Annotated in this window: 12 protein-coding genes; 4 read left to right on the forward strand and 8 right to left on the reverse strand. The window is 67.9% G+C overall.

The window, feature by feature from the left end:
- Positions 1 to 35: 35 nt before the first annotated feature.
- Both FFS56_RS08325 and FFS56_RS08330 read right to left on the reverse strand, forming a co-directional pair.
- Positions 36 to 1,424, reverse strand: a complete 1,389-nt coding sequence (locus tag FFS56_RS08325; RefSeq protein ID WP_127012494.1) for an aspartate aminotransferase family protein — start codon at positions 1,422 to 1,424, stop codon at positions 36 to 38.
- 31 nt (positions 1,425 to 1,455) lie between these two features.
- Entirely contained in the window at positions 1,456 to 2,940 is a 1,485-nt protein-coding gene (locus FFS56_RS08330) for a CoA-acylating methylmalonate-semialdehyde dehydrogenase (RefSeq protein ID WP_127012493.1), read from the reverse strand.
- A 102-nt stretch (positions 2,941 to 3,042) separates the two neighbouring features.
- Here FFS56_RS08330 and FFS56_RS08335 point away from each other — a divergent pair, with 102 nt between their 5' ends.
- Positions 3,043 to 4,584, forward strand: a complete 1,542-nt coding sequence (locus FFS56_RS08335) for a PucR family transcriptional regulator ligand-binding domain-containing protein (protein WP_082108757.1) — start codon at positions 3,043 to 3,045, stop codon at positions 4,582 to 4,584.
- Between the two features lie 42 nt (positions 4,585 to 4,626).
- On the opposite strand, the gene FFS56_RS08340 is transcribed toward FFS56_RS08335, so the two are convergent.
- The 6 genes from FFS56_RS08340 to FFS56_RS08365 form a co-directional block, all read right to left on the reverse strand.
- The gene (locus FFS56_RS08340) at positions 4,627 to 6,021 is read right to left on the reverse strand and encodes an aspartate aminotransferase family protein (RefSeq protein WP_046749776.1); all 1,395 of its coding nucleotides are present in this window, start codon (positions 6,019 to 6,021) and stop codon (positions 4,627 to 4,629) included.
- A complete protein-coding gene (locus tag FFS56_RS08345; RefSeq protein ID WP_045263434.1) occupies positions 6,018 to 6,485 on the reverse strand; it encodes an Lrp/AsnC family transcriptional regulator in 468 nt (155 codons plus the stop codon). Before FFS56_RS08345 ends, FFS56_RS08340 begins: the two co-directional genes overlap by 4 nt.
- Positions 6,486 to 6,568: 83 nt before the next feature.
- Positions 6,569 to 7,726, reverse strand: a complete 1,158-nt coding sequence (locus tag FFS56_RS08350) for an acyl-CoA dehydrogenase family protein (protein ID WP_127012492.1) — start codon at positions 7,724 to 7,726, stop codon at positions 6,569 to 6,571.
- Positions 7,723 to 8,481 (reverse strand): alpha/beta hydrolase, encoded by a 759-nt coding sequence (locus FFS56_RS08355; RefSeq protein WP_046749774.1) that lies wholly within the window; start codon positions 8,479 to 8,481, stop codon positions 7,723 to 7,725. The genes FFS56_RS08350 and FFS56_RS08355 overlap by 4 nt, the downstream gene beginning before the upstream one ends.
- Positions 8,482 to 8,540: 59 nt before the next feature.
- Positions 8,541 to 9,455 (reverse strand): sugar kinase, encoded by a 915-nt coding sequence (locus FFS56_RS08360; RefSeq protein WP_127012491.1) that lies wholly within the window; start codon positions 9,453 to 9,455, stop codon positions 8,541 to 8,543.
- Complete coding sequence (locus FFS56_RS08365; RefSeq protein WP_171010973.1) at positions 9,452 to 10,660, reverse strand: MFS transporter; 1,209 nt, start codon at positions 10,658 to 10,660, stop codon at positions 9,452 to 9,454. The genes FFS56_RS08360 and FFS56_RS08365 overlap by 4 nt, the downstream gene beginning before the upstream one ends.
- Positions 10,661 to 11,050: 390 nt before the next feature.
- Here FFS56_RS08365 and nrdH point away from each other — a divergent pair, with 390 nt between their 5' ends.
- The 3 genes from nrdH to nrdE are packed head-to-tail and all read left to right on the forward strand — an operon-like array spanning position 11,051 to position 13,866.
- Positions 11,051 to 11,284 carry a glutaredoxin-like protein NrdH gene (gene nrdH, locus FFS56_RS08370; RefSeq protein ID WP_045263439.1) on the forward strand — a complete coding sequence of 78 codons (234 nt, stop codon included), beginning with the start codon at positions 11,051 to 11,053 and terminating at the stop codon, positions 11,282 to 11,284.
- 6 nt (positions 11,285 to 11,290) lie between these two features.
- On the forward strand, positions 11,291 to 11,725 hold the full coding sequence (gene nrdI / locus FFS56_RS08375) for a class Ib ribonucleoside-diphosphate reductase assembly flavoprotein NrdI (protein WP_045263440.1): 435 nt from the start codon (positions 11,291 to 11,293) through the stop codon (positions 11,723 to 11,725).
- Entirely contained in the window at positions 11,722 to 13,866 is a 2,145-nt protein-coding gene (nrdE, locus tag FFS56_RS08380) for a class 1b ribonucleoside-diphosphate reductase subunit alpha (protein ID WP_046749771.1), read from the forward strand. The genes nrdI and nrdE overlap by 4 nt, the downstream gene beginning before the upstream one ends.
- Positions 13,867 to 13,888: the final 22 nt, after the last annotated feature.

Genomic DNA, 13,888 nt, shown 5'->3' on the forward strand with positions numbered 1-13,888 from the left:
CGATGTCGCCGGGGCTTCGTGCATCCGTGGTCGTCTTAGCCCGCCGCGGCCTCGTCGGCCACGGACAGCGCCTCGTCGAGCACACCGAGCCCGCGCACCAACTCCTCCTCGCTGATCACCAGCGGCGGAGCGACGTGCATGCGGTTGAAGTGCGTGAACGGCCAGACCCCGGCCTTCTTGGCGGCTGCGGCGAAGGCACCCATCGGCGCGGCATCCGTCCCCGAGGCGTTGAACGGCACGAGGGGCTCGCGCGTCTCCTGGTCGCGCACGAGCTCGACGGCCCAGAACAGTCCGAGACCGCGCACGTCGCCGACGCTCGGGTGCTTCTCGACCCAGCCGCGCACGGTCGGCTCGATGATACGGGTGCCGAGGTCGCGCACGCGCTCCAGGATGCCGTCGCGACGGAACACCTCGAACGTGGCGACGCCGGCCGCGCAGGCGAGCGGGTGGCCGGAATAGGTCAGTCCGCCCGCGAACGGCATCGTGTCGAAGGCGCTCGCGATGCGGTCGGAGATCACCACGCCGCCCAGCGGAACGTAGCCCGAGTTCACACCCTTCGCGAAGGTGATCAGGTCGGGGCTGGCGTCGAACGCGTCGATGCCGAACCACTCGCCCAGGCGGCCGAATCCGACCATGACCTCGTCGGCGATGTACACGATGCCGTAGCGGTCGCACAGCTCGCGGACACCCTGCAGGTACCCGGGCGGCGGGACGAGCACGCCGTTGGTGCCCACGACCGTCTCGATGATGATCGCCGCGATGGTCTGCGGGCCCTCCAGCTGGATCGTCTGCTCGAGGTGTGCGAGCGCCCGCTCAGCCTCCTGCTCCGGAGTCTCGGAATGGAACGGAGAGCGGTACAGGTACGGTCCGAAGAAGCGCACGGCACCGGAGTCGACCGTGTCGTTCGCCCAGCGCCGCGGATCGCCGGTGAGCGAGATCGCCGTCGAGGTGGAGCCGTGGTAGCTGCGGTACATCGACAGCACCTTGCGGCGTCCCGTGAACTGGCGGGCCATGCGCACCGCGTACTCGTTGGCCTCGGCGCCGCCGTTGGTGAAGAACACCTTCTCCAACCCCTCGGGCGCGACCTCCGCGATCAGACGTGCGAGCTCGCCGCGCACGTCGTTGGCGATGGAGGGCTGGATCGTCGCGAGGCGTCCGGCCTGCTGCTGGATCGCGGCGACCAGATCGGGATGCTGGTGCCCGAGGTTGAGGTTCACGAGCTGGCTCGAGAAGTCGAGGTAGGGGTTGCCCTGGTAATCCCAGAAGGTCGATCCCTCGCCCGCGGCGACGGGCAGCGGGTCGATCAGGCCCTGCGCGCTCCAGGAGTGGAACACGTGCCCGCGGTCGTCTGCACGCACCTGCGCTTCGGCTTCGGGGGCGGGCAGCGGGTGCGCGACCCCGTGTCGGTCGGTGAAGTTCGTCATCGTCGTGTCCGCTCAGTCGTTGCTCGGGAAGTCAGTGGTTGCTCGGGAAACCGAGGTCGATCTGGGAGGGGGTGTGGTCGGGCCAGCGGGTGGTGACGACCTTGGAGCGCGTGTAGAAGTGCACCGACTCGGGGCCGTAGATGTGCGAGTCGCCGAACAGCGAGTCCTTCCACCCGCCGAACGAGTAGGCGCCGATCGGCACGGGGATCGGAACGTTCACGCCGACCATGCCGACCTCGATGTCGAACTCGTACTGACGGGCCGTGCCGCCGTCGCGCGTGAAGATCGCGGTGCCGTTGCCGTAGGCGTTGGCGTTCACGAGGGCGACCGCGTCGGCGTAGGTGTCGACGCGGACGACCGACAGCACCGGGCCGAAGATCTCGTCGTCGTAGACCTTCATGCCGGGGGCGACCTGGTCGATCAGACTGACACCCAGGAAGAAGCCCTCCGAGTCGAACTCCTTCTGTGTGCCGTCGACGACGACCTTCGCGCCCTCGGCCTCAGCGCCCGTCACGTAGGAGGCGACCTTGTCCCGGTGCTCGCGGGTGATGAGCGGACCCATCTCGCTCGCGGTATCCGTGCCCGCGCCGATCGTGAGGCCGCCGATGCGGTCGGCGATCGCGGTGACGAGGTCGTCGGCGATGTCGCCCACCGCGACCAGCACGGAGACGGCCATGCAGCGCTCGCCGGCGGAGCCGTAGGCGGCGGAGACCGCGGCGTCGGCTGCCGCGTCGATGTCGGCGTCGGGCATCACGACCATGTGGTTCTTCGCGCCACCGAGGGCCTGCACGCGCTTGCCGGCAGCGGAGGCGCGCTGATAGATCGAGCGGGCGATCGGAGTGGAGCCGACGAAGCTCACCGCGTTGACGCGCGGGGAGTCCAGGATCGCGTCCACGGCCTCCTTGTCGCCGTTGACGACGTTGAGCACGCCGTCGGGAAGGCCCGCCTCGGTGAACAGCTTCGCGAGCCAGACGGAGGCGGACGGGTCCTTCTCGCTGGGCTTGAGGACGACCGTGTTCCCGCAGGCGATGGCCGAAGCCACCATCCACAGCGGCACCATGACGGGGAAGTTGAACGGGGTGATCGCCGCGACGACGCCGACCGGCTGCTTGACCGAGTGCACGTCGACGCCGCGGGCCACCTGCTCGCTGCGCTCGCCCTTGAGCAGGTGCACGAGGCCGGCGGCGAACTCGACGTTCTCGATGCCGCGCGACACCTCGCCCGCTGCATCCGAGAGCACCTTTCCGTGCTCGCTCGTCACGATCGCGGCGAGCTCCGGCGTGCGCTCCTTGAGCAGCTGGCGCAGGCGGAAGAATACATCGGCGCGCTTGATCAGGCTCGTCTCGCGCCAGGCGGGGAGGGCGGCGGCTGCGGCGGCGATCGCGGAGTCCACCTCGGCGGTGGAGGCGAAGGCCACCTGCTTCGACACCTGGCCGGTGGCGGGGTCGAAGACCTGGCCGGTGCGGGCCGCTTCGGCGGTCTCCGCTCCGTTGATGACGTGACGGACGATGTCCACGATGTTCCTCCGAGGGCTGAAGAATGCGCCGTTCGAACACTCTGACCGGTGTCCGATAGGCTTGTGCTCCTCAATGATCACAGAGCTGAGGAGTTGGTCGTGATGTCAGAACGTCAGGACTTCCGCTCCATCCGGACAGATCGTCCGGTTCGCGGCGACGCCCTCCTCACGGTCGCCGACGTCCTCGCGGAGCCCGTGCTGCAGGCAGGCGCTCCGGAGGTGATCGTCGGCGGTGGGGCGCTCGATGCCGCCGTGCGCTGGGTGCACGTGTCCGACAGTGCCGGTGTCGCCCGTCTGCTCGACGGCGGGGAGCTCCTGCTCAGCACCGGGGCCGGCTGGCCGACCGCTCCGGCGGAACTGCGTGCTTTCGCCGTCGGACTTCACCAGGCCGGGGTCGCGGGCATCGTGGTCGAGCTCGGCTCTGGCCAAGCGCGCATCCCGGAGGCCGTCGTCGAGGTGTGCACGGAGCGCGGGCTCGCACTGATCGCACTCACCAGCGAGATCAAGTTCGTCACGGTCACGGAGACCGTGCACCGCGCGCTGATCGCGGCGCAGACCATGGCCCTGCGCGAACGCCAGCACCTGCACGAGCTCTTCACGGCGCTCAGCCTGCGCGGAGCTCCGGCCGACGTCGTCGTCGCGGAGACGGCGAGAGCGCTCGGCGCACCCGTCGTGCTGGAGAACCTGGCGCGTGAGGTGATCGCGCACGAGACCCTGCGGATGCCGGTCGCGGAGGCGCTGGGGAAGCTGCGCTCGGCCGACCGCGTGCCCGTACAGGCGCGCGGCGTGCGGTGGGGGACCCTCCTCGCACTCCCCGGACCTGCGCATCCTGCCGGCCGGCTCACCGTGCTCGAACAGGGGGCCACGGCCCTCGCATTCGGATGCCTAGCGGACGGCGGTGACTCCGAATGGTCGCTGCTCGCGCAGCGCGGCCTCATCGACGATCTGCTCGGCGCCCGCTTCGCGAGTCCGGATGACATCCAGGCCCGTCTCGCGACCAGCGGCTTCATGCTCGCGGGGCGGCACTGCCACGGCATCGTGGCACGCGGCACGGAATCTGCGGTGCACCTCGCGCACCGCGCGGCCAGGGCCGGGGTCGCGGTGGTCGCCGCGCGGGTGGGTGACGACGATGTCGCACTGCTGTCGCTGCCGGCATCCGCTCCGCTGACGGATGCGATCGTCACGAGCCTCGTCGGCCCCGACCGCACGGTCTTCGTGGGGCCCCCTGCGGATGACGTGCTGGGGCTGCTCGCCTCGCTTCGGGCCGCGCGCGATCTGGCGGCGAGCGACCGTTCGGACAGCGGTCCCCGCGTGCGGCGCGTCGACGACCGTCCGCTGGAGCGGTTCGTCGCCTCGTTGCGCGACGACCATCGCCTTCTCGCGCACAGCGAGCGGATGCTGGCGCCGGTCGTGTCGTACGACCGGGAGCGCCGAGGAGACCTGATCGACGTGCTGTCGGCGCTCGTCGCACACCCCGGGAATCGTTCAGCGGCGGCGAACGCCAGTCACCTCTCGCGGTCGGTGTTCTATCAGCGCCTCACGTTGATCGGCGATCTGCTCGATGCGGACCTCGACGACGGAGAGACGCTCGCCGCGCTCCATCTCGCACTACTGGCGAGGCGGAGCGCGACGCCCGTGGCCTGACCCTGCGTCCTCGCCGTCGTGGCGCCGTCGTGGCCGGGACGGTCAGAGTACGGACTGCGCGCGCGTCAGCACATCCCGCAGGATCTGCTCGATCTCCCGGAACTCGGACGGTCCGACCGTGAGCGGCGGCGCGAGCTGGATCACGGGGTCGCCGCGGTCATCGGCGCGACAGTACAGCCCGGCCTCGAACAGGGCGGGTGACAGGAAGCCGCGCAGCAGCCGCTCGGACTCGGCATCGTCGAAGGTCTCCTTCGTGCCCTTGTCCTTCACGAGCTCGATGCCGAAGAAGTAGCCGTCGCCGCGCACGTCGCCGACCAGCGGCAGGTCGAGCAGCTTCTCGAGCTCTGCACGGAACAGCGGGGAGTTCTCCCTCACGTGCGCGTTGAGTCCCTCCTCGTCGAAGATCGCGAGGTTCTCCAGTGCGACCGCGGCTGACACCGGGTGCCCGCCGAACGTGTAGCCGTGCGGGAAGGACAGGTCACCCTTCGAGAACGGCTCGTAGATGCGGTCGCTGACGATCGTCGCGCCGATCGGGGAGTACCCGCTGGTCATGCCCTTGGCGCAGGTGATCATGTCGGGCACGTAGCCGAGACCCGTGCAGGCGAAGGTGTGACCCAGGCGGCCGAAGGCGCAGATGACCTCGTCCGAGACGAGCAGCACGTCGTGACGGTCGCAGATCTCGCGCACCCTGGCGAAGTAGCCGGGAGGGGGCGGGAAGCAGCCGCCGGAGTTCTGCACCGGCTCCAGGAAGACCGCGGCGACCGTGTCGGCGCCTTCGAAGAGGATCATCTCCTCGATGCGGTCGGCCGCCCAGCGTCCGAACGCTTCGAGGTCGTCGGCGGGTCCGCCCATCTCGGCCGCGCGGTAGAAGTTGGTGTTCGGCACACGGAAGCCACCGGGGGTGATCGGCTCGAACATCGACTTCATCGCGGGGATGCCGGTGATCGCCAGGGCTCCCTGCGGCGTGCCGTGATAGGCCACCGACCGCGAGATGACCTTGTGCTTGGCGGGCTTGCCCTGCAGCTTCCAGTAGTGCTTGGCGAGCTTGAACGCGGTCTCGACCGCCTCGCCGCCGCCGGTGGAGAAGAAGACCTTGTTGAGGTCGCCCGGCGCCTCGTCGGCGAGACGATCGGCCAACTCGATCGCGGCCGGGTGCGCGTACGACCACAGGGGGAAGAACGCCAGCTCGGAAGCCTGCGCCGCGGCAGCCTCGGCCAGTCGACGTCGACCGTGCCCTGCGTTCACGACGAAGAGGCCGGCGAGCCCGTCGAAGTACTCCTTGCCCTTGGCATCCCAGATGCGGTGCCCCTCGCCCTTGACGATGATGGGCACGCCCGACTCGGCCATCGTGGACTGCCGGGTGAAATGCATCCAAAGATGGTCCTTCGCCATCGTCTGCAGTGCGGACTCGGAAGGTATGGTGCGTGCGGTGCTCATCTGGTCCCCCAGTTGTAGAGCTGCTTCTGCAGCTTGGCGTAGATGAAGGTTTCGGTGGAGAGGACGCCGTCGATCGGGCGGATGACGTCGTTGATCAGCGCGAGCAGGTCGTCATCGTCCTCGCAGACCACCTCGGCGAGGACATCGAAGGATCCGACCGTGATGACCACATAGTCGACGGCGTCGATGGCGGCGATGGCCTCGGCGACGCGGCGGGCGTCGCCGGACACGCGCACGCCGATCATGGCCTGGCGGTGGAAGCCCAGCTGCATCGGGTCGGTGACGGCGACGATCTGCATCACGCCGGACTCGGTGAGCCGCTGCACGCGCTGGCGCACGGCGGCTTCGCTCATCCCGACGGTGCGGCCGATCTCGGAGTACGAACGTCGTCCGTCCTCCTGGAGCAGCTCGACGATCGTCTTCGAGACCGCATCGAGGGAAGGGTGCTTCTTCGCCGGACTCATGGTGCGATCCTCGCACTCCACGATGCGCTGAGCAACCGATTTCGTGGAATCTGGCTATTCGTCCAGCGGAATCGGCAGGAATCTCAGCTCTCGAGCGGTCCCAGCCAGGCGCTCGCCGCCGTGGAGTGCGCGGACTCGGGGTCGGACGGGTGGAACGCTCCGGCCAGAACATCGCGGTAGAGGCGCGAGAGTTCATTGGCCGAGAAGTACGACCCGCCGCCGGCGACGAGCATCGCCTCGTCGACGACGTGCTTGGCCATCGTGATCGCCCGATGCTTGACACCGGAGAGCTGGGGGAACCACCGCGCGCCGTGATCGACGCGCTCATCCACATCGCGTCCGAGCGCGGCGATCTGCGGGGGCAGCGCGTCGTAGGCGATGGCCATGTCGGCGATGCGCCAGCGGATGTCGGGATCCTGGCTGTACGCGAGCCCGGTCTTCTTCGAATGCCGCTTCTGCGCCGTGGCCACCGCGAGCTCCAACGCTCGCCGGGCGATCCCCGTGTAGACGGAGGCGAGCAGGATCTCGAAGACCGAGAAGATCCCGAACACGATCGGGTCGGGGCTGGGTCCCGGATCGATGCGTCGCACGACGTGGGCGGCGTCGGACACGGCGCCGTTCAGCCGGGTGGTCCTGCTCTGCGTGCCCCGCATGCCGAGGGTGTCCCAGTCGTCGGAGGTGGTGACGGCATCCGTCCGCTCAACGAAGGCGAAGACCAGCTTCGGGGCATCGGGGCTGGTGGTGTCGAGACCGTGCAGGCCCAGGCGCGTCCAGACCGGGGCGAGGGAGGTGAAGATCTTCGTTCCCGTGAAGGAGTAGCCGCCGTCCCCGTCCGGCACAGCCGCCGTGTCGCTGCCGAACAGCACCAGGTCGTTGCCGCCCTCGCTGATGCCGAACGCGAAGACCTCGCCCGCGACGGCGCCGTCCTGCACGAACTCGAGGCCGGGGACCCCGCGGTCGGAGAACACCTTCGCGACGCCCGTCCAGACGAGGTGCATGTTGATGGCCAGGGCTGTCGCCGGAGCCGCCCCCGCCAGGCGCTGCTGCAGGATCGCGGCCTCGGCAAGCCCGAGTCCCGCGCCACCGCGCTCTCGTGGCACCAGGATCGACAGGTACCCGGCAGCCCGCAGCTCGTCCAGGTCCTGCTGAGGGAAGGTGTTCTCGCGGTCGTGGATCGGCGCGCGCTCGCGGATGCGCTCGAGGAGGTCGTCGGGAAGGAATGCTGCGGGATCGAATGTCATGCCAGTGCCTCCAGAAGCTGCCGTACCGATTCCTCCGGGCGGTCGCGGTGCAGGGAGTGCCCTGCACCCTCGACCACCGATAGGGAGATGAGGGGGTTCGCGGCGAGCACCTCGTCGGCGAGCTCTCCCGTGAAGATGCTGTAGACGGCGGGATCCGCGCCGATCACGTGCGTGGGGACCGTCAGGCGCGCCGCTTCTGCGCGCACGTCCCACGGTCGATTCTGGGCGCTGGTCTGCTCCACGGCCCACGCGCTCGCACGCCGCACGGCGTCGACCTTGAGCTCCTGATCCTGCGGATGCCAGTGCGGATGCTCCTGCTGCACGACCTCGATCCGGGTGTCGGCGAACGCGCGTTCCTGGCTCCGGCGGATGATCGCGGCGTCGCGACCGTCCACGTGGATCGCCGGGTCGATGAGCACGAGGCGCCGGGTCCACTCCGGGCTGGAGGCCGCGGCGACCGTGCTGGCCGCGCCACCGAGCGAGTGACCGATGACGGCATCCCAGGCACGGTCGCCGTCGGGGATGGTCTCGGCGAGGTCGGCCCCATAGGCGGAGACCGAGTAGTCGAGGGAACGCGGAGCGTCGCCGTGCCCGCGGAGGTCGACGGCGGTCGCGTGCCAGCCCGCGTCGGCGAGAGCGTCGCCGAGACGCCACATCAGTGCGCCTGAAGACCCGAGACCGTGCACCAGAAGGGCGCGACGGGAGGCCGACGGCGACCCCCACGAGAGGCGGGGAAGAGTGAGCGGTGCGGCCATGCCCCCAGCCTATGACCGGGGACGTGCCGGGGTCCCCGGAGCGCGCAGTCTCGCGCGCATCAGCGCAGTGGCACCAGAGGTGGGAGGTCGGCCGCGATGGTCAGCACGCGCCCCGCGGCCGCGTGACCGGCGGAGAGGCGTGAGGTGAGGTCTTCTCCGTCGAGGGTCGCCGCGAGGAAACCGGAGGCGAAGGCATCCCCGGCGCCGACCGGCTCGACGACGTCGACCACGGGGGCGGGTACGAAGACAGGCTCGGCTTCCCCCTCGAACGCCGTGGCGCCGACATCGCCGTCCTTGACGATGAGCAGGGCGCAGTTCGGCAGGAACGCACGGATCTCGGTCGGGGTCACCGTCCCCCAGATGCGCTCGGCCTCATCGCGGCCGACGAAGGTGATGTCCGCGGCATCGGCGAGGCGGGCGAGCGTCTCGGCGGCATCGTCCCTGCTCCACAGGGGACGACGGTCGTTCACATCGAACGACACGAGGGCGCCGGCTGCGCGTGCATCGGTGAAGAGCCGGTCGACCATCTGCCGGCACGAGGCCGACAGTGCTGGCGTGATCCCGGTGGTGTGCACGATGCGCACCCCGTCGAGGCGGGAGGGGTCGAGGAACCCCTGCTCCATGCGCGAAGCGGCTGATCCGCTGCGGTAGTAGTAGACGGAGGAGGACTCCGCGCCCGGGTCCTTGAACATGACCCCGGTCGGGGCGGCGTCGTCGCGCTCGACCCACAGCTCCACCCCGCGGCGTTCGAGCTCGGAGGCGACGCGGTCTCCGAGCGGATCGGCGCCGAGGCGGGATGCCCATGCGACGCGGTGTCCCGTCGAGGCGACGCCAGCGGCCACGTTGGACTCCGCGCCGGCGAGTCCGACCGACGCCTCGGCGGCTTCGGCGAGCCGGGAGTCGGTCGGAGTGATCAGCGCCATGGTCTCGCCGACGCAGACGATCTCGGGGAAGGAGGAGGAGGGAGAGCTCATGAGGGGGTGACCGCCAGGGGTTCGGTGTCGGGGTGGGGGCTCGCGTCGCGGTGACGCAGGTCCGGGAAGGAACGGACGAAGACGACGGCCACGATCAGTCCGACCGCGGCGAAGATGGTGGCGGCGAGGTAGGCGCCGCGCCAGTCGCCCACATCCACGAGGAAGCCGGCGACAGCGGAACCGGCGGCGGCGCCGATGAGCTGTCCGGTGCCGGCCCAGCCGAAGGCCTCAGCGGTCTCGCTGAACTTCACGCTGGCCGAGGTGATCGCGAAGAGCACCGCCAGGGCGGGCGCGATGCCGATGCCGGCGAGGATGAGGGTGCCGCCCAGCCAGAACACGTTGAGCATGACCATCGTCAGCCCGAGGCCGATCGTGACGATCAGCAGACGGCGGGCCATGGCCCAGGGCCCGATGGGGATGTGGCCGAAGGCGAGACCACCGGCGAGGCTTCCGGCCGAGAACACGGCGAGGACGAGTCCGGCGGCGAGGCTTCCGTGCTCGAAGGTCGCCACGACGCCGACCTCGACGGCGGCGCAGGCTCCGATCAGGAGGAACCCGATCACGGTCGCCAGCATCACGGGCGGCTTGAGCACGACTTTTCCGAGGGCGTTGCGGCTGCGCGGGATGCGCACCCGCCCGACCTCGGGGGAGAGGATGAACCACGCGCCGCCGCCGACGAGGATGATCGCGACCAGCAGCAGACCCTCGGCGGTGCCGATCTGGGTCGAGACGAGTGTGATCACGACGGGCGCGAGCACCCAGATGATCTCCTGCAGCGACGCGTCGAGGGAGAACAGCGGGGTGAGGTTCGAGGAGTTCACGAGCTTGGGGTAGATCGTGCGCACGGCGGCCTGCACCGGTGGGGTGGAGAGGCCGGCGATCATCCCGAGCGCCATGTACCCCGGCACCTCGAGCGGAAGCAGAGCCAGACACAGTACGGCCACCACACACACCGACAGGGTGAGAGTGAGCACTCGACGCATGCCCCAGGCGCCCATCCAGCGGCTGGTGATGGGGCCGGCGATCGCCTGGCCGACGCTGGTCGCGGCGAGGACGAGACCAGCGGACCCGTAGGAGCCGGTCTGCTGCTCGACGTGCAGCAGGATCGCCAGCGACATCATCCCGTTGGGGAAGCGCGCGGTCAGTTGAGCAGCGATCATGCGCGCCACTCCCGGCGTGCGAAGAAGATCCCGATATCCCGCCACCAGACAACGGTACCGGCCCGTGGGGCCGGTCGCGGATGGGGCGATCCGCGACACGCCCGCGACACGCCGAAGGGTGAATTCCACAGGAATCCGAATGTCGGTGGGGCGTCGTAACGTGCCCCCTGTGGATGGATCGCTCACAGGGGCTTCCCAGCCGCGATTTCACGCGGTTCGCGTGCCTTCGGAAGGGGGCTCGGCCTGTGGAAGAAACGGTGGAGAACCTGTGTTGTATCTGTTGAGAACGGTGGATAACTACACGGATGTAACTACTACCCCTTGTGGTCGCCCCCAATGTCGGTCCCCATATGTAGTATTGAAGTCCCGGCAGGGGGTCTACCGGGAAACAGCCTGATGAGAAGCAGGCCAGAGATTTGAGGGGTTACGAAAAAGATGTCGATCACGGTCTACACCAAGCCTTCCTGCGTTCAGTGCAACGCCACCTACCGTGCCCTGGATGCCAAGGGAATCGAGTACGAGGTCCTCGACCTGTCGGAAGATCCGACGGCGCTCGAGCAGGTCAAGGCGCTCGGCTACATGCAGGCACCCGTCGTCGTCACCGACGAGGGCCACTGGTCGGGCTTCCGTCCCGACAAGATCGACGAGCTCGCGTCCCGTCTGGCGTGACGCACCATGAGCGCCGTCGCGACCGCAGCGCCGCTCCTGGTCTACTTCTCGAGCGTCTCGGGTAACACCGCGCGTTTCATCGAGAAGCTCGGGTTCCCGTCCCGACGCATCCCCCTCCACCGGAACGAAGAAGACCTCGTCATCGACGAGCCCTTCGTGCTGGTCACCCCCACCTACGGCGGGGGAGCGGGGCGCGGCGTCGAGAAGGGCGCCGTTCCGAAACAGGTGATCCGGTTTCTCAACGACGAGCGCAACCGACGCCACATCCGCGGAGTGATCTCCGCGGGGAACACCAACTTCGGCGATGCCTTCTGCCTCGCCGGTGACATCATCAGCCGCAAGTGCCACGTGCCTCACTTGTATCGGCTCGAGATCTTCGGCACACAAGACGATGTGGATCGCGTGAGCGACGGATTGGAACGACGGTGGCAGCTTCAGTGACCGAGACAGTGGCATTCAAGGCGAACCCCTCCTACGAGGGTCTCGACTATCACGCCCTCAACGCGATGCTCAACCTGTACGACGCGAACGGGAAGATCCAGTTCGACGCCGACAAGCGCGCCGCGCGGGAGTACTTCCTGCAGCACGTGAACCAGAACACGGTGTTCTTCCACTCGCTCAAGGAGCGCCTGGACTACCTCGTGGAGAAGGAGTACTACGAGGGCGCCGTCATCGAGAAGTACTCGATGGAGTTCATCCAGAAGCTCAACGACCTCGCCTACGGCAAGAAGTTCCGCTTCGAGACGTTCCTCGGCGCGTTCAAGTACTACACGAGCTACACGCTCAAGACGTTCGACGGCAAGCGCTATCTCGAGCGCTTCGAGGACCGCGTCGTCATGACCGCCCTCGGTCTCGCCGACGGCGACGAGAAGCTCGCCGTGGCCCTCGTCGAGGAGATCATCTCCGGTCGTTTCCAGCCCGCGACCCCCACCTTCCTCAACGCCGGCAAGGCGCAGCGCGGCGAGCTCGTCAGCTGCTTCCTCCTGCGCATCGAAGACAACATGGAGTCGATCGCCCGCGGCATCAACTCCGCGCTGCAGCTCTCCAAGCGCGGCGGCGGCGTCGCACTCCTGCTGTCGAACATCCGCGAGTCGGGTGCGCCGATCAAGCAGATCGAGAACCAGTCCTCGGGCATCATCCCGGTCATGAAGCTCCTCGAAGACAGCTTCAGCTACGCCAACCAGCTCGGTGCGCGTCAGGGCGCCGGCGCGGTGTACCTCAACGCGCACCACCCCGACATCATGCGCTTCCTCGACACCAAGCGTGAGAACGCCGACGAGAAGATCCGCATCAAGACGCTGTCGCTGGGCGTCGTCGTGCCCGACATCACGTTCGAGCTCGCCAAGAACGACGAGGACATGTACCTGTTCTCGCCGTACGACGTCGAGAAGGTCTACGGCGTTCCGTTCGGCGACATCTCGGTCACCGAGAAGTACCGCGAGATGGTCGACGACCCGCGCATCAAGAAGACCAAGATCAACGCGCGCGAGTTCTTCCAGACCGTCGCCGAGATCCAGTTCGAGTCCGGCTACCCGTACGTCATGTTCGAGGACACGGTGAACAAGGCCAACCCGATCAAGGGTCGGATCAACATGTCCAACCTCTGCAGCGAGATCCTGCAGGTGAACACGCCGACCACGTACAACGACGACCTGTCGTACGACAACATCGGCAAGGACATCTCCTGCAACCTTGGTTCGATGAACATCGCGCTGTCGATGGACGCCGACGACCTCGGCCAGACCGTCGAGACCGCGATCCGGGCACTGACCGCGGTCAGCGACCAGAGCCACATCGGCTCGGTTCGTTCGATCGAGGACGGCAACGACCGCTCGCACGCCATCGGCCTGGGCCAGATGAACCTGCACGGTTACCTCGCTCGCGAGCACGTGTACTACGGCTCCGAAGAGGGCATCGACTTCACGAACATCTACTTCTACACGGTGCTGTTCCACGCGCTGCGTGCGTCGAACAAGCTCGCCATCGAGCGCGGCACGACGTTCGACGGGTTCGAGGACTCGACCTACGCGTCGGGGGAGTTCTTCGACAAGTACATCGACCGCGCCTGGGTTCCCGAGACCGAGAAGGTCAAGGAGCTGTTCGCCGGTAAGCACATCCCGACACAGGACGACTGGGCAGAGCTGAAGGCGTCGATCCAGAAGCACGGCATCTACAACCAGAACCTCCAGGCGGTGCCGCCGACCGGCTCGATCTCGTACATCAACAACTCGACGTCGTCGATCCACCCGATCGCGTCGAAGATCGAGATCCGCAAGGAAGGCAAGCTCGGCCGCGTCTACTACCCGGCGGCGTTCATGACGAACGACAACCTGGAGTACTACCAGGACGCATACGAGATCGGCTACGAGAAGGTCATCGACACGTACGCCGCGGCGACGCAGCACGTCGACCAGGGCCTGTCGCTGACGCTGTTCTTCAAGGACACCGCCACCACGCGTGACATCAACAAGGCGCAGATCTACGCATGGCGCAAGGGCATCAAGACGATCTACTACATCCGCCTGCGTCAGCTGGCGCTCGAGGGCACCGACATGGCCGAGTGCGTCTCGTGCATGCTCTGACCTGTTGCTGACCTGAGAACGC

It is taken from the genome of Microbacterium sp. Beta, from assembly GCF_005502545.1.
Lineage (GTDB): Bacteria > Actinomycetota > Actinomycetes > Actinomycetales > Microbacteriaceae > Microbacterium > Microbacterium oxydans.

What these genes read in the sequence shown, in the direction of transcription:
- FFS56_RS08325 (WP_127012494.1), bottom strand. Translation starts at nt 1,424, where the DNA reads ATGACGAACTTCACCGACCGACACGGGGTCGCGCACCCGCTGCCCGCC.
- FFS56_RS08335 (WP_082108757.1), top strand. Translation starts at nt 3,043, where the DNA reads ATGTCAGAACGTCAGGACTTCCGCTCCATCCGGACAGATCGTCCGGTT.
- FFS56_RS08340 (WP_046749776.1), bottom strand. Translation starts at nt 6,021, where the DNA reads ATGAGCACCGCACGCACCATACCTTCCGAGTCCGCACTGCAGACGATG.
- FFS56_RS08345 (WP_045263434.1), bottom strand. Translation starts at nt 6,485, where the DNA reads ATGAGTCCGGCGAAGAAGCACCCTTCCCTCGATGCGGTCTCGAAGACG.
- FFS56_RS08350 (WP_127012492.1), bottom strand. Translation starts at nt 7,726, where the DNA reads ATGACATTCGATCCCGCAGCATTCCTTCCCGACGACCTCCTCGAGCGC.
- FFS56_RS08355 (WP_046749774.1), bottom strand. Translation starts at nt 8,481, where the DNA reads ATGGCCGCACCGCTCACTCTTCCCCGCCTCTCGTGGGGGTCGCCGTCG.
- FFS56_RS08360 (WP_127012491.1), bottom strand. Translation starts at nt 9,455, where the DNA reads ATGAGCTCTCCCTCCTCCTCCTTCCCCGAGATCGTCTGCGTCGGCGAG.
- nrdH (WP_045263439.1), top strand. Translation starts at nt 11,051, where the DNA reads ATGTCGATCACGGTCTACACCAAGCCTTCCTGCGTTCAGTGCAACGCC.
- nrdI (WP_045263440.1), top strand. Translation starts at nt 11,291, where the DNA reads ATGAGCGCCGTCGCGACCGCAGCGCCGCTCCTGGTCTACTTCTCGAGC.